Below are 17,334 nucleotides of genomic sequence, written 5' to 3'. Positions count from 1 at the left end.
TTATGCGGGCGCAATCCTTAACTTGCGGTTTCGGCCTGCCCGGAAATGCGTCAAGCTGCGCTCAAACACGTCCAAACATGAGGTTTTTTCATGCGCATCCTGCCCGCCCTGTCCGCTTTCGCCCTCTGCGCGGCGCCTGCCCTTGCCGCGCCTTGCGGCGGCGATTTCGGCGGATTTGTCGCCAATCTGCGGCAGGAGGCAGTCAGCCGCGGCCAGGACACGGCGACCGCGCAACGCTTTTTCGATAAGGTCACGCAGGACCCCGCCGTCCTAAAGGCCGATCGCGCGCAGGGTGTGTTTCAAAAACCGTTTACGAAATTCGCAAACCATCTCATCTCGTCCAACCGCCTGAACACCGGCAAGTCCCAGGGCAAGTCGCTGGATTCTGTGTTCGACCAGGTCGAGGAGACTTATGGCGTCAGTCGCGGGATCCTGCTGGCCTTCTGGGCGTTCGAAACGGATTTCGGCGGCTTCCAAGGCGATTTCAACACGTTGAATGCGCTTGTCACCCTCGCGCATGACTGCCGCAGACCCGCGCTTTTCCGCCCGCAGATCTTTGCCGCGCTCACTCTCTTCGAGCAAGGCGAATTCGACCCGGCGCGCACCACCGGCGCTTGGGCGGGCGAGATCGGGATGGTGCAGATGCTGCCGCAGGACATTCTGGACAACGGAGTCTACGGTGATGGCGACGGGCATGTCACGCTGAAAACCTCCGCGCCCGATGCGCTGATGTCGGGCGCGCAGATGCTGCGCCATCTGGGCTGGCGCGCGAATGAGCCGTGGCTGCAGGAGGTGGTTCTGCCAAAGGATCTCGACTGGTCCCAAACCGGGCTGCGCACCACCAAGACCGGCGCGGAATGGGCCGATCTGGGCGTTTCGGCGCGGGAGCGCACGCTGGCCGCGGACCTGCCCGCCAACATTCTTGTCCCCGAGGGGCGCGGCGGCCCGGCCTTTATCGCCTATCCGAATTTCCACGTTCTTTTCGAATGGAATCAAAGCTATACCTACGTGCTGACCGCCGCCTATTTTGCCACGCGGCTGGAAGGCGCGCCTGTCATGGACAAGGGCAATCCCGATCCGGGCCTTTCCTCCGCGCAGATGAAACGCCTGCAGGAAAAACTGGCCGCGCGCGGGTATGACGTGGGCGGGATCGACGGCATCCTGGGCGCCGGAACACGCGCGGCGGTTCAGGATGAGCAAGGAAAACTGGGCCTGCCCGCCGATGCGTGGCCGACGCGCGACCTGCTGGACCGCCTCTGATCAGGCGACCATCGCCTCGGCCTTTTTCAGATCGACCGAGACCAGTTGCGACACGCCCTGCTCGGCCATGGTCACCCCAAAAAGGCGGTCCATCCGGCTCATCGTCACCGCGTTATGGGTGATGATCAGGAACCGCGTCTCGGTGCGCCGGCACATCTCGTCCAGCAGATCACAGAAGCGCGCGACATTGGCGTCGTCCAGCGGTGCATCCACCTCGTCCAGCACACAGATCGGCGCGGGATTGGCCAAAAAGACGCCGAAGATCAGCGCCAGCGCGGTCAGCGTCTGCTCACCGCCCGATAGCAGGCTGAGAACGCTCAGTTTCTTGCCCGGCGGCTGACACATGATCTCAAGGCCAGCCTCCAGCGGGTCGTCGCTTTCGACCAGCACCAGATTGGCCTCGCCGCCGCCAAAGAGGTGCTTGAACAGCATGGCGAAGTTGGAATTCACCTGCTCGAAGGCGGTCAGCAGCCGCTCGCGTCCCTCGCGGTTAAGGCTGGCGATCCCGCTGCGCAGCGCCTTGATCGCCTCTTCGAGGTCGGTCTTTTCCGTGATCAGCGTGCCGTGCTCTTGCTCGATCTCCTTCGCGTCCTCCTCGGCGCGCAGGTTGACGGCGCCCAGCGCGTCGCGCTGACGTTTCAGGCGGTTGACCTCGGCTTCGATCGCCTCCGAGCCGGGCATCTTGTCGACATCGGCCTCCAGCGATTCCAGCAACGCTTCGGGCGATGTTTCGAGCTCGTCAGCAATGCGCTGATGCGCGGCGCGGCGGGCCTCGGCGGCGGCATCGGTGCGCGCCTCGCTGCGGGCGCGGGCCTCCCGGGCCTCGCCGGCGGCGCGCTCGGCCGCGCGTTCTGCCTCGGTGGCTTGGCGCAGCGCGCCCTCGCCCGTGCTGAGCGCATCGCGGGCGGCGGCCTGCCGCGTCTCGGCCTCGGTCGTCTTGCCCGCCAGCGCGGCGCGCTCGGCGGCGAGCGTCTCAGGCTGCGATGCCGCCTCGGCCAGCTCGGCCTCGGAGGCCTCCTTGCGCTCCTGCAGCTCGGCGCTGCGCTTTTCGGCGGTCTCCAGCCGGTGGCGCCAACCGCTGATTTCCTTGGTCACTTCCTGACTGCGGCGCAGGCGCGCGTCGCCCTCGCGGCGCAACTCGTCATGGGAGGACCGGCGCGTCATCATGGTGATGCGCGCGGCCTCGACCGTCATCTTGATATCCTCGGCGCGGGCGCGCTCGGCCTCGAGATCGCCCAGATCGGCCACGCCCTTCTCGGCCTCGGCCAGCTGGGTGCGTGCGGCCATCGCCTCGTCGCGGTGGCGCGTCACGGCAAGGCCCAGCGATTCGAGCTTGGAGGCTGCAAGGTTGCGATCCGCCTCGGCGCGGCTGAGCGCGCGGGAGGCGTCGTTGACCGCAGCGTCGGCGGCGCGGCGGGCGGCGCGCGCGGCCTTATCGGCCTCGGTCCGCTCGGCCAACTGGCGGCCCAGCGCCTCATGCGCGCCCTTGGCGCCATCGGCGCGCGCGGTGGCATGGGCCATCTGTTGCTTCAATGTTTCCAGCCGGTTGAGCTGCTCCAGCCGCAGTGCGGCGGCCGAGGGCGCATCCTCGGCCCAGGCGCGGTAGCCGTCCCAGCGCCAGAGATCGCCTTCCAGGCTGACCAGCCGCTGGCCCGGCTTCAGCTGCGGTTGCAGGCGGAGCCCGTCATCCGAATCGACCAGTCCGATCTGCCCCATCCGGCGGGCCAGCACGTCGGGCACGGAGACATTCTGTGTTAGCGCCGGCACGCCTTCGGGAAGGCTCTGGGGCACCTCATAAGGGGGCAGTTCGGCCCAGCCCGAGGGACCATCCGGGCCCACCTGCGGCGCGCGCAAATCATCGGCCAGCGCCGCGCCCAGCGCCTTTTCATAACCCTGCTGCACCTGTAGCCGGTCCAGAATCTGGCCGCCCTCGGCCGTGTCCCGCTCCAGAAGGCGCGCAAGCGCCGAGACCTCGGCGCTGATTGCGCTCAGCTCGCCCTCCGCCTCGCTGCGCTCTGCCCGGGCGGCGGCCTCGCGCGTCTGGGTATCGCTGCGCGCGGCGTCGGCGGCACTCAGCGTGGCCTCAGCGGCCTCGGCAGCGGCCTGCGCCTGCGTCTCGGCCTGGGTGGCCGCGTCGAACTCGGCCCCGGCCTTGTCCATCGCGGCGCGGCTCTCCTCTACCGCGGCCCGCGCGCGCGCTTCCTCGGCCTCGCTCCGCTCCAGCGTCTTGCGGCTATCCGCCAGAAAGCGCTGCGCCGATTGGTGCCGCGCCGATAGCCGCGCGACATCCTCGGTCAGGGTCGAGAGGTCCGCCTCGCGTGCCTGCAAGGTCTGGCTGGCCTCGCGCGCTGCCTCGGCGGCTGCCTCCAGCCGGGCGTCGTGCCCCTCGGACGCCTTGGCCAGCTCGGCCTGCTCCCATTCCAGCCGCTTGATCGTGTCGCCCGCGTCGGAATTGAGGCCCGCCTCGCGGTCGATATCGCGGATAAGCTGCGCGATGCGGCCCTCCAGCGTCTCGATCCGGGTGCGCGCGGCGGTTTCCTGATCAGCAAGGCTGCCCTGCTGGACCGTCAGCCGCTGCAACACGGCGGCGGCAATCGCCTCTTCCTCGCGCAGCTTGGGCAGGGCATCGTCGGCAGCGGCGCGGGCCTTGGCCGCCTCACGCGCTGCCCCTTCTGCCTGCGCCGTGGCGGCGGTGCGCTCGCGCAGCTCGGCGCGCGCGACGTTCAACGCCTCATCCGCCTCGCGCCAGCGCCGGTAGAGAAGCAGCCCCTCAGCGGTGCGCAGTTCGTCTCCGATGGCGCGATAGCGCGCGGCCTGCCGGGCCTGCCGGGCCAGCGTGGCAAGCTGGCCGGCCAGTTGATCGACCGTATCATCGACGCGGGCAAGGTTCGCCTCTGCGCCCTTCAATTTCAGCTCGGCCTCGTGGCGGCGCTGGTAGAGGCCGGAGATGCCCGCCGCCTCCTCCAGGATGCGGCGGCGCGACTTGGGCTTGGCGTTGATCAGTTCCGAGATCTGGCCCTGACGCACCAGCGCGGGCGAATGCGAGCCGGTCGAGGCATCGGCGAACAGCATCTGCACGTCGCGCGCGCGCACATCCTTGCCATTGACCTGATAGGCGCTGCCCACGTCGCGGGTTATGCGGCGAATGATCTCGATGTGATCGCTGTCGTTGAACCCCGGGGGCGCAAGGCGGTCGGCATTGTCGATATGGATCGTCACCTCGGCAAAGTTGCGCGCGCCCCGCGACGATGCCCCGGCAAAGATCACGTCCTCCATCCCGCCCCCGCGCATTGCGGTCGGGCGGTTTTCGCCCATGACCCAGCGCAGCGCCTCCAGCAGGTTCGACTTGCCGCAGCCATTGGGGCCGACCACGCCGGTGCGCCCGCTGCCGATGATAAGATCGGTCGGGTCGACAAAGCTTTTGAAGCCGTTCAGTCTGAGCTTGGAAAATCGCAAGGGGCGGTCAGTCTCCGAGGTGGCGGCCTATCAGCCTTGGTGGCCGCCAATTTGCGGCGCACAGCACCCTTCTGTCAACGATATTACCCCGCATCTGGCGATCTGGTGCAACTTATCCACAAGATATTGACGCAGCGGCAGAGACTCAGTCTGTGCAAAGGCTTGACACCAGGCAAGGAGCTGCGCCTGATCCGGCCCATGCTGATCATCGAACCCGCCAACCCTCTCGATCCCGGCCCGCACGCCCTGCTGACGCAGAGCCACGCGATGATGCAGGATCTGTTCGACCCCGAGGAGAATTACGTCCTCGGCTTCGACGCGCTCTGTGCGCCCGAGGTCCTTTTCATAGTCGCCCGTGAAGGGACGAAAGTGCTTGGGACCGGCGCGTTGGTCCGCATGGAGGGCTATGGCGAGATCAAGTCCATGTTCACTACAGCCGAGACGCGCGGACGCGGAGTCGGAGCCGCCATCCTGCGCGCGCTCGAGGACCGCGCCCGAGAAGAGGGCATTCCCATGTTGCGACTGGAGACGGCTGACATCCTAGCCGGGGCCGTGCGCCTCTATGAGCGGCACGGGTTCACGCGCTGCGGGCGGTTTGGCGCCTATGAGGCGAACGACGCCAGCGTTTACATGGAAAAGGCGCTTCAGCCCTTGGGCGAATCGGCGGACTGATCCGCATCCTTTGCCTGCGCCGTCTTCATCCGCTCCAGCAATTCCGCCTTGCCGGGGCGACCGCCGCCGCGCTTGCCGAACGGGTCCTTGTCAGATCCGGGTGCGTTATGCTCGGAATGACGCGGTGCGTTGCGGCCCATCTTGGGCGCGCCTTGTGCCTTGTAGTTCATGGATATCATCCTTGGTGGGCGATGCTGCCCCTGCGAGTGCTCTTGCCGCAAATGCGTTTCGAACTCAAGGAAAACCGCTCAGACCGGGCGTGGACGGCAGGTCAATTCGGCCAGCCCGTCGAATATCTTGTAGACGTCGCAATCATAGCTGAAACCGCGAGGCAACGGCTCCAGCTTCTGGCCGCAGTCCAGCCGGGCCGTCATCAGCGCCGCATCCCCGTCCAGCTTGCGCACCCGGCAGCCTGACACCTCTTCGATCGCGGCAACGGCATTGGGCGCGACGCTATTCAGATTGGGCGCCCAGCGCTGATTCACCCGCATCGCCTCGGCCCGCACACCATCCACGCGCACATCAAAGACGTCGCCGCGCAGGCTGATGCGCACAGGCTCGACCCCTCGGAACCCGGGGCCGGGCGTGTTGCAAGCAGCAAGGGCCAGCGCGGCGACGATGAGGACCATGACACTTCTCATGCCACCACTATGGCGCATCAATGGTTAACAGGCCGTTACCGCCGGACCCGCGCAGCAAGACTTCACTGCGCGCGCACGAGGCGCAAGAAAATGTCGCTCATATAAATTTTACCAGTTGATAAAATTTCCAGTCGTGCTTTACTCCAAGTCAGCCACCCCTTGCTCAAGGAGGACGCCATGACCCAAGGCGCACTGACCCCCGGTATCGTTGCAGGCAGATTGCCCGCCGCCGACTACGCCGACAACTTCTCGGACCTTCATCCCAGGCTTGACCGACACGAGGCGCTTGTCGCCGCGGATCGCTGTTATTTCTGCCATGATGCGCCCTGCATCACGGCCTGCCCAACGGATATCGACATCCCCCTCTTCATCCGGCAGATCGCCACCGGCACACCCGAGGCGGCAGCCAAAACGATCCTCAGCCAGAACATCATGGGCGGCATGTGCGCCCGCGTCTGCCCGACCGAGACGCTCTGCGAGGAGGTCTGCGTGCGCGAGGTCGCAGAGGGCAAGCCGGTGCTGATCGGGCAGCTGCAACGCTATGCCACCGACACGCTGATGGAGGCGGGCGTGCACCCCTTCACCCGCGCACCCGATACGGGCAAGCGTGTGGCAGTTGTAGGCGCCGGGCCGGCGGGTCTCAGCTGCGCGCATCGCCTTGCCATGCTGGGCCACGGCGTCATCGTTTATGACGCACGCCCCAAGCCGGGCGGTCTGAACGAGTATGGCATCGCCAGCTACAAGACGCCCGATGATTTCGCCGCGCGCGAGGTCGACTGGCTGCTCAAGATCGGCGGCATCACCATCGAGACCGGCAAGGCACTGGGACGCGAGGTCACTCTGGACGAGATGGCATCTGATTTCGACGCGGTGTTCCTCGCCATCGGTCTTGGCGGCGTGAACGCGCTGAACCTTGAAGGCGAGGATAAGGAGGGGCTGCGCGACGCGGTCGATTTCATCGCGGATCTGCGGCAGGCAGATGATCTGGCGCAGCTGCCCATCGGGCGCGACGTGGTCGTGATCGGCGGCGGCATGACCGCCGTGGACGCAGCCGTACAGGCCAAGCGCCTTGGGGCGCTGAATGTCACGCTGGTCTATCGCCGGGGCCGCGAGCACATGAATGCGAGCGAATTCGAGCAGGATCTGGCCGCCTCTTCGGGCGTGCGGATCCTCACCAATGCCAGCCCGGTCTCCGTGATCGGCAATGGCGCGGTGCGCGAGATCGAGTTTGAATATACCGACGACGCGCTGAAACCCACGGGCCAGACCTTCCGCCTCGCCGCCGATCAGGTGTTCCGCGCCATCGGACAGACACTCGAAGGCGCCGCCCTGCCCGATCTCGACGGGCGCAAGATCGCCGTCACCGGCGCGGGCCGCACCAGCACCGACTTGGTCTGGGCGGGCGGCGATTGCGCCGCGGGCGGCGACGATCTGACCGTGACGGCGGTGGCCGAGGGCCGCGATGCCGCGATGGATATTCACGCAACACTGATGGCGGAGGGCTAAGCCATGGCCGACCTCACAACCGACTTCATCGGGATCAAATCCCCCAACCCGTTCTGGCTGGCCTCGGCGCCGCCCACGGACAAGGAATACAACGTGCGCCGCGCCTTCGACGCCGGCTGGGGCGGCGTGGTGTGGAAGACGTTGGGCGAGGCCGGACCGCCCGTCGTCAACGTCAATGGCCCGCGCTATGGCGCGATCTACGGCGCCGACCGCCGCCTGCTGGGCCTCAACAATATCGAGCTGATTACCGACCGGCCCTTGGAAGTGAATCTTGAGGAAATGACGCGCGTCAAACGGGATTACCCGGACCGTGCGCTGATCGCCTCGCTGATGGTGCCCATGAACGAGGATGCGTGGCGCGAGATCCTGCGCCGCGTCGAGGATACCGGCTGTGACGGGGTCGAGCTGAATTTCGGCTGCCCCCACGGGATGAGCGAGCGCGGCATGGGCAGCGCGATGGGCCAGGTACCCGAATATGTCGGCCAGGTCGCGCATTGGTGCAAGAAGCACAGCGACCTGCCGGTGATCGTGAAGCTCACGCCCAACATCACCGATATCCGGAAACCCGCGTTGGCGGCTATGGAGGGTGGCGCGGACGCGGTCAGCCTCATCAACACAATCAATTCGATCACATCGGTCGATCTCGATCTCTTCGCGCCGCAGCCCACCATTGACGGGCAAGGCGCGCATGGCGGCTATTGCGGCCCGGCGGTCAAACCCATCGCGCTCAACATGGTGGCCGAGATCGCCCGCGATTCCGCGACGCGCGGCCTGCCTATCAGCGGGATCGGCGGCATCACCACATGGCGCGATGCGGCCGAGTTCATGGCGCTTGGCGCGGGCAATGTGCAGGTCTGCACGGCGGCGATGACCTATGGCTTCAAGATCGTCGAAGAGATGATCTCGGGCCTGTCGCAATGGATGGATGAAAAGGGCTATCAGAGCACGTCCGAGATCGTAGGGCGCGCGGTGCCCAACACGGTCAACTGGCAGGATCTGAACCTCAATTATGTCGCCAAGGCGGTGATCGATCAGGACCTATGCATTAAGTGCGGGCGCTGCTATGCGGCCTGCGAGGATACCTCGCACCAGGCGATTTCCATGTCCGAAGGCCGCGTCTTCGAGGTGATCGACGAGGAATGCGTGGCCTGCAACCTCTGCGTCAATGTCTGCCCGGTCGAGGGCTGCATCACGATGGACGAAATGACGGCGGGCGAGGTGGATCCGCGCACCGGCAAGGTGGTCGAGGCGGAGTATGCCAACTGGACGACCCACCCGAACAATCCGGGCGCCTGCGCCGCTGAATAGGCGACGCGGCCCACCCTGTCAGGAACCACGAAAAGGCCGCGCACCGCGCCGGAAACGCCCGGCCCGCGGCACCTCTGAGGCGGCATCATCGCCATCCGTGTCGATCACGCGCGCCGTCTCGCCGCCCGCGTCATCATCCTCCAGAACCTGTCCCGACACGGCCGGCGCGGCGACGCGCACGGCCTCAAGCGGGGCGCGCAGCCCCGACGCCTCTTGCAGCGCGCGGCGCAATTGCTCGGTGCGCAGGCGCGCCTCGATGTCACCCTCCGGCCCGGCCTGCGCAGTGCCGAAATCACGATAGAAAAATCCCGCCATAAGGCCCTCACCAAAGGCCGCCACCCGCGAGCAGAATATGCCGCCCCGCGCCTTGCAGCCAGTGCATTCGCCGCAGATGGCTAATGCCGGGCTAACCCTGATCCGGCGTCAGAGACTTGCGGTAGAGCTCGGACAGATACGCCCACGCTCCGTCCGTTGCCGGGGCGCCGCCCATCAGCACGCTGATCTGCGCCTCGAAGTCCGCGTAATGCTGCGTCGTCGCCCAGATCGAAAAAATCAGGTGACGCGCGTCGATCGGCGCGATGGCGCCTGCCCGGCTCCAGCCGTCGACCAGCGCCACGGCCCCGTCAAACAGCGGCCTGAGCTCGACCTCGAGCAGTGGCGCGATCCGCGGTGCGCCCTGCAGGATCTCATTGGCGAAAAGCCGGCTTTCGCGGGGATAGGCCTGGCTCATCTCCAGCTTGCGGCGCAGATAGGTCAATATCTCGTCCAGCGGCACCCCTTCGGGGTCGAGCTGGCGCAACGGCTCCAGCCAGGTGTCCATCAGCTGGTGAAGGAGGGTGCCGTGGATTTCTTCCTTGCCGGCGAAATAATAAAGGATATTTGGCTTACTCAGCCCCGCATTTGCCGCGATCTGGTCCAGCGTCGCGCCGCGATACCCATGCTGCGAGAAGACGTCGAGCGCCGCCTCCAAGATGCGGCTGCGATTGCGCTGCTGAATGCGGCTGGGCGCCGGATCCCGCAAATTCGCCGTCTCGCCCATATCGCCCCTTTCACATCCCTCCGCCATCGCCCAATCTGTAGGCAACCAGCGGGTGTCTTACATATCTCTCAACACTATTCTTGACAGGTCACGCCCGCTCCGCAATCGTTTAGTTGACCAAACGGTAAAAAGACCGCCCGCATCCCGCGCAAGAAAGGACACCCCATGGCAGCCTCGAAGACCTCACCGGGACAGAACCTGAAAATCGACGGCCAGCGCCTGTGGGACAGCCTAATGGAGATGGCCAAAATCGGCCCCGGCGTGGCGGGCGGCAACAACCGCCAGACGCTGACCGATGCGGATGCCGAAGGGCGCGCGCTCTTTCAAAAATGGTGCGAGGAGGCGGGCGCCACCATGGGCCTCGACACGATGGGCAACATGTTTGCGCGCCGCGAGGGCACCGATACGGACGCCCTGCCCGTCTATGTCGGCTCGCATCTGGACACCCAGCCGACAGGCGGCAAATATGACGGTGTATTGGGCGTATTGGCAGGGCTCGAACTGATCCGCACGCTCAATGACCTCGATATCAAGACCAAGCATCCCATCGTCGTCACCAACTGGACCAACGAGGAAGGCACGCGCTTTGCCCCTGCCATGCTGTCCTCCGGCGTTTTCGCGGGCATCCACGAGGAAGACTGGGCCAAGGACCGCACCGACAAGGACGGCAAGCGCTTTGGCGACGAGTTGAAGCGCATCGGCTGGCAGGGCGAGGAGCCCGTGGGCGCGCGCAAGATGAAGGCGTTTTTCGAACTGCATATCGAGCAGGGCCCGATTCTTGAGGCCGAGGGCAAGGATATCGGCGTTGTCACGCACGGCCAGGGCCTTGACTGGACCGAGATCACGATCACCGGCAAGGACGCGCATACCGGATCGACCCCGATGCCGATGCGGCGCAACGCCGGCCTCGGCATGGCGCGGGTGCTGGAGAAAGTGAACGAGATCGCCCTCGCCCACGGCCCCAGCGCGGTCGGCGCGGTCGGTGCGCTCGAGGTCTATCCCAATTCGCGCAACGTGATTCCCGGCAAGGCGGTCTTCACCGTCGATTTTCGGTCGCCCGATATCGATGTGCTAACCGAGATGGTGAGCGAGATGAAGGAGGCGGCCAAGGCGATCTGCGACGAGATGGAACTGGAGGTCAGCTTCGAGAAGGTCGGTGGGTTCGATCCGGTGGAGTTCGATCCGGATTGCGTCACCGCCATCCGCTCCGCCGCCGAGCGTCTGGGCTATTCGCATAAGGACGTGATTTCTGGCGCCGGGCACGATGCCTGCTGGATCAACCGCGTTGCACCCACCGCCATGGTCATGTGCCCTTGCGTCGATGGCCTGTCGCATAACGAGGCCGAGGAAATCACGATGGAATGGGCGCGTGCCGGGGCGGACGTGCTGCTGCATGCCGTGGTCGAGACAGCGGGGGTCGAGGGGTGATATGGCGGCATGTTCAATGGTCGATAGCTATGTCGACGGTGGTTGTGACAGCGGCGTCAGGCGAGGAAACACGTATGTTCGATGATTTTCCGGCTATGAACTGCACAAAGCTTTACGAGAGTTTTGACAATGACCGCGAGCTCGTCGGGCTTTGGCTGCATGGGTTCTTGTCAGGCGCAAATTGGGCTGACCCGAAAAATAGTCCTGAAAAGGGGCCAGACCTAGAAATCGTAGAACAAGGCGTCTCGGAGATTTGTGCAGAGGACGAGGGCGCAGCAATTACGGGCGAGATACTCAATTCGATGCTCTCGCACCAATCCAAATGAGAAATCAGGGAAAAACATCATGACCACCAAAGTCATCAAGGGCGGTACCGTCTGCACCGCCGACCGCACGTGGAAAGCGGATGTCCTGATCGAGGGCGAGACGATCAAGCAGATCGGCGAGGACCTGAAGGGCGACGAATATATCGACGCCTCCGGCGCCTATGTCATCCCCGGCGGGATCGACCCGCATACGCATCTGGAAATGCCCTTCATGGGCACCACGGCGGCCGAGACCTTCGAGACCGGCACATGGGCCGCGGCCTGCGGCGGTACGACGATGCTGGTCGATTTCTGCCTGCCGGGCGCCGATGGCAGCATCAAGAACGCGATCAACGAATGGCACCGCAAATCCGCGCCGCAGATCTGCAGTGACATCGGCTATCACATGGCGATCACCGGCTGGGACGAGAACGTCTTTAACGAAATGAAGGACGCCGTCGACATGGGCGTCAATTCCTTCAAGCATTTCATGGCCTACAAGGGCGCGCTGATGATCGAGGATGACGAGATGTTCGCCTCGTTCAAGCGCTGTGCCGAGCTGGGCGCGCTGCCGATGGTCCATGCTGAGAATGGCGATCTGGTGGCCGAGATGCAGCAGAAATACTTCGATCAGGGCATCACCGGCCCCGAGGGCCACGCCTATTCCCGCCCGCCCGAGTTCGAGGGTGAGGCGGCGAACCGCGCGATTTGTATTGCGGATGCGGCCGGCGTGCCGCTCTATATCGTCCATGTCAGTTGCGAGCAGGCGCATGAGGCGATCCGCCGCGCGCGCCAGAAGGGCATGCGCGTCTATGGCGAGCCTTTGGTGCAGTTCCTGACGCTGGACGAATCTGAGTATTTCAACACCGATTGGGACCACGCCGCGCGCCGCGTCATGTCGCCGCCCTTCCGCAACAAGGAGCATCAGAATTCGCTCTGGGCAGGGCTGCAATCAGGCTCGCTACAGGTCGTTGCCACCGACCATGCCGCATTCTCGACCGAGCAGAAACGCGCGGGACGTGAAGATTTCCGCATCATACCCAACGGCTCGAACGGGCTGGAGGAGCGGCTACCGGTTCTCTGGACCACCGGCGTCGAGACGGGGCGCCTGACGCCAAACGAATTCGTTGCCGTTACATCAACAAACGTCGCCAAGATATTGAACATATACCCGAAAAAGGGTGCGATCGTCGAAGGTGCAGACGCCGATATTGTTGTGTGGGATCCCAAGATCACCAAGACCATCAGCCCCGCCAACCACCATTCGATCCTCGATTACAACGTCTTCGAGGGCTTCGAAGTGACCGCCAACAGCCGCTATACCCTGTCGCGCGGCGAGGTGATTTGGGCCTGGGGTCAGAACTCGCAACCCCAGCCGGGCCGTGGTCGGTTTGTGCCCCGCCCCGCCTTCCCCTCGGCGCATAGCGCGCTGAGCAAATGGAAGGCGCTGAACGCGCCCAAGATGATCGAGCGCGATCCGCTGAACATTCCGGCGGGGATTTAGGCGCCGCCATGGCCATGCCTCAGCCCCCAAAGGCCGTTCTGGAAACGGCGCTCTACGCCTCGAACCTCGAAGAGACGGCGGAGTTCTATAAGGATGTCATCGGCTTGGAAGAAGAAGTTCGTGTCGATGGTCGCCACATCTTCCTGCGCTGCAAGACGTCCATGATCCTGCTCTTCGATCCGGACGCGACGCAGCAAAGCGGCGGGAAGTTCCCCGTGCCTCCGCATGGCGCCAAGGGCGAAGGCCATGTCTGCTTTCGTGCCGAGCCCGGTGGTCTGGAAGCCTGGGCCGCTCATCTCACGGCCAAGCAGGTGGAAATCGAGGCGGACTTCGAATGGCCGAATGGCGCGCGCTCGATCTACGTGCGCGATCCGGCGCACAATTCGGTCGAATTCGCCGAAGCCAAGCTCTGGGGTTTCGCCGCATGAAGGATACAGCTATCAGGGACACGGTCATATCCGCCCAGAACCTCAGCCTGACATTCGAGACGAGTGACGGGCCTGTCCATGCGCTGAAAGACGTTTCGCTCGATGTAAAGCAGGGCGATTTTGTCAGCTTCATCGGCCCGTCTGGCTGCGGCAAGACTACCTTCCTGCGCGTCATGGCGGATCTCGAACATCAGACGGCAGGGACGATCACCGTCAATGGCGTCACGCCCGAAGAGGCGCGCAGAAGTCGCGCCTATGGATACGTTTTTCAGGCCGCCGGCCTCTACCCTTGGCGCACCATCGGCGGCAATATCCGCTTGCCGCTGGAAATCATGGGCTATTCCAGGGACGAACAGGCGCGGCGCACCGCCGAGGTTCTGGAGCTGGTCGAACTCGCCGGGTTTGAAAAGAAATTCCCTTGGCAGCTTTCCGGTGGCATGCAACAGCGCGCCTCCATCGCGCGCGCTCTGGCCTTCGATGCGGATATCCTCCTGATGGACGAGCCCTTCGGTGCGCTGGACGAGATCGTGCGTGACCATCTAAACGAGCAACTCCTCAAGCTATGGGACCGCACGGAAAAGACGATCTGCTTTGTCACCCATTCCATCCCGGAGGCTGTTTACCTGAGCACAAAGATCGTCGTGATGTCCCCCCGCCCGGGCCGCATTGCCGACGTGATCGACAGCCCCCTTCCCCGGCATCGCCCGCTGGATATCCGCGACAGCCAGGAGTTCATCGATATCGCCCACCGCGTCCGCGAAGGCCTGCGTGCGGGACACGGCGATGAGTGATCGCGGCGCAGCAGGGCCAACAACATGAGAAACGTCTTCCCTGTTCTCACCGTCGTCGCTGCCATTTTTGCGCTCTGGTATATCGCGGCCATCCCGCTCAACGCGCCCTGGGCCTATGACAAGGCGCAGCGCGCCGATATCGAGCTGAGCACGCCCGATCTGGTGGCCGATACCTGGAGTCAGGACAAGCCCAAGCTGCCGGTCCCGCACCAGGTCGCGGCTGAAATCTGGGATACGACCGGCGCGATGGTGCTGAAGGGGCGTGGATTTTCCAAGCGCTCGCTGATCTATCACAGCTGGGTCACGTTCAGCGCCACGATGCTGGGCTTCGTGTTGGGCACCGGGCTTGGCATCTTGCTGGCCGTCGGGATCGTGCATAATCGCACGATGGACAAAAGCGTGATGCCCTGGATCATCGCCAGTCAAACGGTGCCGATCATCGCCATCGCGCCGATGATCATCGTGGTGCTCAACGCCATCGGCATCTCGGGGCTGCTGCCCAAGGCGATGATCTCAATGTATCTGTCCTTCTTTCCGGTGGTCGTCGGAATGGTCAAGGGTCTGCGCAGTCCCGACGCGATGCAGCTGGACCAGATGCGCACCTGGAATGCCAGCCGCGGACAGACTTTCTGGCGGCTGCGCCTGCCGTCGTCGATGCCCTATTTCTTTACCTCGCTCAAGATCGGCATGGCGGCCAGCCTGGTCGGCGCGATTATCGGCGAATTGCCGACGGGCGCGGTTGCGGGCCTCGGGGCGCGCCTGCTTGCGGGCAGCTATTACGGCCAGACCATCCAGATCTGGAGCGCGCTACTCATGGCGGCGCTCTTGGCAGCGATCCTCGTCGGGATCATCGGCGCCATACAGAAGGTCGCACTGGCACGCATGGGGATGGGGCGATGAGTACGCAAGCAAAGACGCCCGGCATGCCGGGCGGGATCTATGCCATCGCGCTGGCGCTGGCCTGCGTGGTTGGCATCGCTATCCTGAGCCCGACGATGGCCCTGCTCCTGACCGTGTGGCTGGTGGCGTGGCGCTTCAATTCCTGGCTGGCACGCTATGAAACGCGCGCAGCCCGGTTTCTGGTTCCGGTGATCTTTGGCCTCTCGGTCCTTGCCCTGTGGGAAATTGCCGTGCGCGGCTTTGGCATCAGCCCGGTCCTCCTGCCAGCGCCCAGCGATATCGCGCAGACCTTCGCGGCCTCGACGGGGCTGCTCTGGCAGGATTTCGTTCAGACCGTAATCAAGGGGGCGCTGAGCGGCTACATCATCGGCTGCGCCGCGGCCTTTGCCATGGCCATCGCGGTCGACAGGTTTCCTTTTCTGCAACGCGGCCTGCTGCCCGTGGGCAATTTCATGGCCGCCCTGCCTATCATCGGCCTCGCCCCCATTCTGGTCATGTGGTTCGGCTTCGACTGGCAATCCAAGGCCGCCGTCGTAGTCGTCATGGTCTTCTTTCCGATGCTGGTGAATACGGTTCAGGGGCTTGCCGATACCGGCGCGATGCAGCGCGACCTGATGCGCACTTATGCCGCCAGCTATTGGCAGACTCTGATCAAGCTGCGCCTGCCTGCCGCCCTGCCCTTCATCTTCAACGGGCTCAAGATCGCGACGACACTGGCGCTGATCGGGGCGATCGTGGCAGAATTCTTTGGCTCGCCCACGCGAGGAATGGGATTTCGAATCTCGATCTCGGTCGGGCAGTTGGCGATGGACCTTGTCTGGGCCGAGATCGTGGTGGCGGCGCTGGCCGGATCGGCCTTTTACGGCGCCATCGCGCTGGCCGAGAAGGCGCTGACTTTCTGGCACCCGTCCCAGCGGGGCCGATGAACGACCAAAAAAAACGCTAAACAACAGGGAGCTATCATCATGAACAAACTCAAGACAACTCTGGGCCTAGCCGCCCTTGCGGTCGCTGGCGCCGGCGCGGCGCAGGCGGCGGATGACGTGACGCTGCAGCTCAAATGGGTGACGCAAGCGCAGTTTGCAGGCTATTACGTGGCGCAGGATCAGGGCTTCTACGATGAAGAAGACCTGAACGTGACGATCAAGCCGGGCGGGCCCGATATCGCGCCTGCTCAGGTTATTGCGGGCGGCGGCGCCGATGTCGTCGTCGACTGGATGCCATCGGCCATGGCCAGCCGCGAAAAGGGGCTGGACCTCGTCAATATCGCGCAGCCCTTCAAATCGTCGGGCATGATGCTGACCTGCCGCAAGGATAGCGGCGTCGAGACGCCCGAGGATTTCCCCGGAAAGACCCTTGGCGTGTGGTTCAGCGGCAACGAGTATCCCTTCCTCAGCTGGATGAGCAAGCTGGGCATACCCACCGACGGCTCGGATGACGGGGTGACCGTGCTCAAGCAGGGCTTTAACGTCGATCCGCTTCTGCAGCGCCAAGCGGCCTGCATCTCGACCATGACCTATAATGAGTACGGTCAGGTGCTGGATGCCGGTCTGACGCCCGAGGAACTGATCGTGTTCAAGTATGAGGATCAGGGCGTCTCGACCCTGGAGGACGGGCTTTATGTGCTGGGCGAAAACCTTGAGGATCCGGCCTTCGTCGACAAGATGGCGCGCTTTGTCCGCGCTTCGATGAAGGGTTGGAAATGGGCCGAGGAAAATCCCGAGGAGGCCGCGATGATCGTGCTCGACAACGACGCGAGCGGCGCCCAGACGGAAGAGCACCAGATCCGCATGATGAAGGAAGTGGCCAAGCTGACCGCAGGCAGCAATGGCGCGCTCGATCCCGCCGATTTCAAACGGACGATCGAGTCGCTCCTGTCGGGCGGCTCGGACCCTGTGATCACCGGCGATCCGGGCGACGCCGCCTGGACGCATGAGGTGACGGACAAGGTGCTGAACTGATTTCAACGCTTGGCTGACCCTAGAAGGCGCGTTCAGAGATGGGCGCGCCTTTTTTTCAGGTCGTGTCGCGAAGGTGGTGGAAATTTGAAGGTGGCGTAATCTCCGGGTGAACTTGAACCCACCCAACCGGCGGCA

At 64.3% G+C, this 17,334-nt stretch carries 17 protein-coding genes; 12 read left to right on the top strand and 5 right to left on the bottom strand.

What is annotated here, in order from left to right; genetic code table 11:
• The first annotated feature begins 90 nt into the window (after positions 1–90).
• Positions 91–1,260, top strand: a complete 1,170-nt coding sequence (locus tag ACEWPL_RS00085) for a lytic murein transglycosylase (RefSeq protein ID WP_393935333.1) — start codon at positions 91–93, stop codon at positions 1,258–1,260.
• On the opposite strand, the gene ACEWPL_RS00080 is transcribed toward ACEWPL_RS00085, so the two are convergent.
• On the bottom strand, positions 1,261–4,716 hold the full coding sequence (locus ACEWPL_RS00080) for a chromosome segregation SMC family protein (protein WP_393935335.1): 3,456 nt from the start codon (positions 4,714–4,716) through the stop codon (positions 1,261–1,263).
• Between the two features lie 162 nt (positions 4,717–4,878).
• Between ACEWPL_RS00080 and ACEWPL_RS00075 the strand changes: the two genes are divergently transcribed.
• Positions 4,879–5,388: a GNAT family N-acetyltransferase gene (locus tag ACEWPL_RS00075; RefSeq protein WP_393935337.1), complete on the top strand. Its 510-nt coding sequence runs from the start codon at positions 4,879–4,881 to the stop codon at positions 5,386–5,388.
• Here the strand turns inward: ACEWPL_RS00075 and ACEWPL_RS00070 are convergent.
• Positions 5,361–5,558, bottom strand: coding sequence for a hypothetical protein (locus ACEWPL_RS00070; RefSeq protein WP_393935339.1), 198 nt, complete (start codon positions 5,556–5,558; stop codon positions 5,361–5,363). The two genes, ACEWPL_RS00075 and ACEWPL_RS00070, sit on opposite strands and share 28 nt — an antisense overlap.
• Before the next feature lie 78 nt (positions 5,559–5,636).
• Positions 5,637–6,017 carry a hypothetical protein gene (locus tag ACEWPL_RS00065; protein ID WP_393935340.1) on the bottom strand — a complete coding sequence of 127 codons (381 nt, stop codon included), beginning with the start codon at positions 6,015–6,017 and terminating at the stop codon, positions 5,637–5,639.
• Between the two features lie 189 nt (positions 6,018–6,206).
• Here ACEWPL_RS00065 and ACEWPL_RS00060 point away from each other — a divergent pair, with 189 nt between their 5' ends.
• Positions 6,207–7,535 (top strand): NAD(P)-dependent oxidoreductase, encoded by a 1,329-nt coding sequence (locus ACEWPL_RS00060; RefSeq protein WP_393935342.1) that lies wholly within the window; start codon positions 6,207–6,209, stop codon positions 7,533–7,535.
• Between the two features lie 3 nt (positions 7,536–7,538).
• Positions 7,539–8,843 carry an NAD-dependent dihydropyrimidine dehydrogenase subunit PreA gene (preA, locus tag ACEWPL_RS00055; protein ID WP_393935344.1) on the top strand — a complete coding sequence of 435 codons (1,305 nt, stop codon included), beginning with the start codon at positions 7,539–7,541 and terminating at the stop codon, positions 8,841–8,843.
• 18 nt (positions 8,844–8,861) lie between these two features.
• Here the strand turns inward: preA and ACEWPL_RS00050 are convergent, their stop codons facing one another.
• Both ACEWPL_RS00050 and ACEWPL_RS00045 read right to left on the bottom strand, forming a co-directional pair.
• The gene (locus ACEWPL_RS00050) at positions 8,862–9,158 is read right to left on the bottom strand and encodes a hypothetical protein (protein ID WP_393935346.1); all 297 of its coding nucleotides are present in this window, start codon (positions 9,156–9,158) and stop codon (positions 8,862–8,864) included.
• Positions 9,159–9,249: 91 nt separating this feature from the next.
• On the bottom strand, positions 9,250–9,909 hold the full coding sequence (locus ACEWPL_RS00045) for a TetR family transcriptional regulator C-terminal domain-containing protein (protein ID WP_393935348.1): 660 nt from the start codon (positions 9,907–9,909) through the stop codon (positions 9,250–9,252).
• A gap of 138 nt (positions 9,910–10,047) precedes the next feature.
• Between ACEWPL_RS00045 and ACEWPL_RS00040 the strand changes: the two genes are divergently transcribed.
• From ACEWPL_RS00040 to ACEWPL_RS00005, 8 genes are all read left to right on the top strand, one after another.
• Positions 10,048–11,310: a Zn-dependent hydrolase gene (locus tag ACEWPL_RS00040; RefSeq protein WP_393935349.1), complete on the top strand. Its 1,263-nt coding sequence runs from the start codon at positions 10,048–10,050 to the stop codon at positions 11,308–11,310.
• Between the two features lie 74 nt (positions 11,311–11,384).
• On the top strand, positions 11,385–11,636 hold the full coding sequence (locus tag ACEWPL_RS00035; RefSeq protein ID WP_393935350.1) for a hypothetical protein: 252 nt from the start codon (positions 11,385–11,387) through the stop codon (positions 11,634–11,636).
• Positions 11,637–11,655: 19 nt separating this feature from the next.
• Positions 11,656–13,119: a dihydropyrimidinase gene (gene hydA / locus ACEWPL_RS00030; RefSeq protein WP_393935352.1), complete on the top strand. Its 1,464-nt coding sequence runs from the start codon at positions 11,656–11,658 to the stop codon at positions 13,117–13,119.
• An 8-nt stretch (positions 13,120–13,127) separates the two neighbouring features.
• Positions 13,128–13,547 (top strand): VOC family protein, encoded by a 420-nt coding sequence (locus ACEWPL_RS00025; protein ID WP_393935354.1) that lies wholly within the window; start codon positions 13,128–13,130, stop codon positions 13,545–13,547.
• Positions 13,544–14,338: an ABC transporter ATP-binding protein gene (locus ACEWPL_RS00020; RefSeq protein WP_393935356.1), complete on the top strand. Its 795-nt coding sequence runs from the start codon at positions 13,544–13,546 to the stop codon at positions 14,336–14,338. Before ACEWPL_RS00025 ends, ACEWPL_RS00020 begins: the two co-directional genes overlap by 4 nt.
• A 24-nt stretch (positions 14,339–14,362) precedes the next feature.
• Positions 14,363–15,238 carry an ABC transporter permease gene (locus ACEWPL_RS00015; RefSeq protein ID WP_393935357.1) on the top strand — a complete coding sequence of 292 codons (876 nt, stop codon included), beginning with the start codon at positions 14,363–14,365 and terminating at the stop codon, positions 15,236–15,238.
• 95 nt (positions 15,239–15,333) lie between these two features.
• Positions 15,334–16,164, top strand: a complete 831-nt coding sequence (locus ACEWPL_RS00010) for an ABC transporter permease (protein WP_393935405.1) — start codon at positions 15,334–15,336, stop codon at positions 16,162–16,164.
• Positions 16,165–16,203: 39 nt separating this feature from the next.
• Positions 16,204–17,199, top strand: coding sequence for an ABC transporter substrate-binding protein (locus tag ACEWPL_RS00005; RefSeq protein WP_393935359.1), 996 nt, complete (start codon positions 16,204–16,206; stop codon positions 17,197–17,199).
• Positions 17,200–17,334 lie beyond the last annotated feature (135 nt).

This window comes from Roseovarius roseus (assembly GCF_043355935.2).
Taxonomy (GTDB): domain Bacteria; phylum Pseudomonadota; class Alphaproteobacteria; order Rhodobacterales; family Rhodobacteraceae; genus Roseovarius; species Roseovarius roseus.
This window is presented reverse-complemented; position numbering and strand designations above follow the sequence as displayed.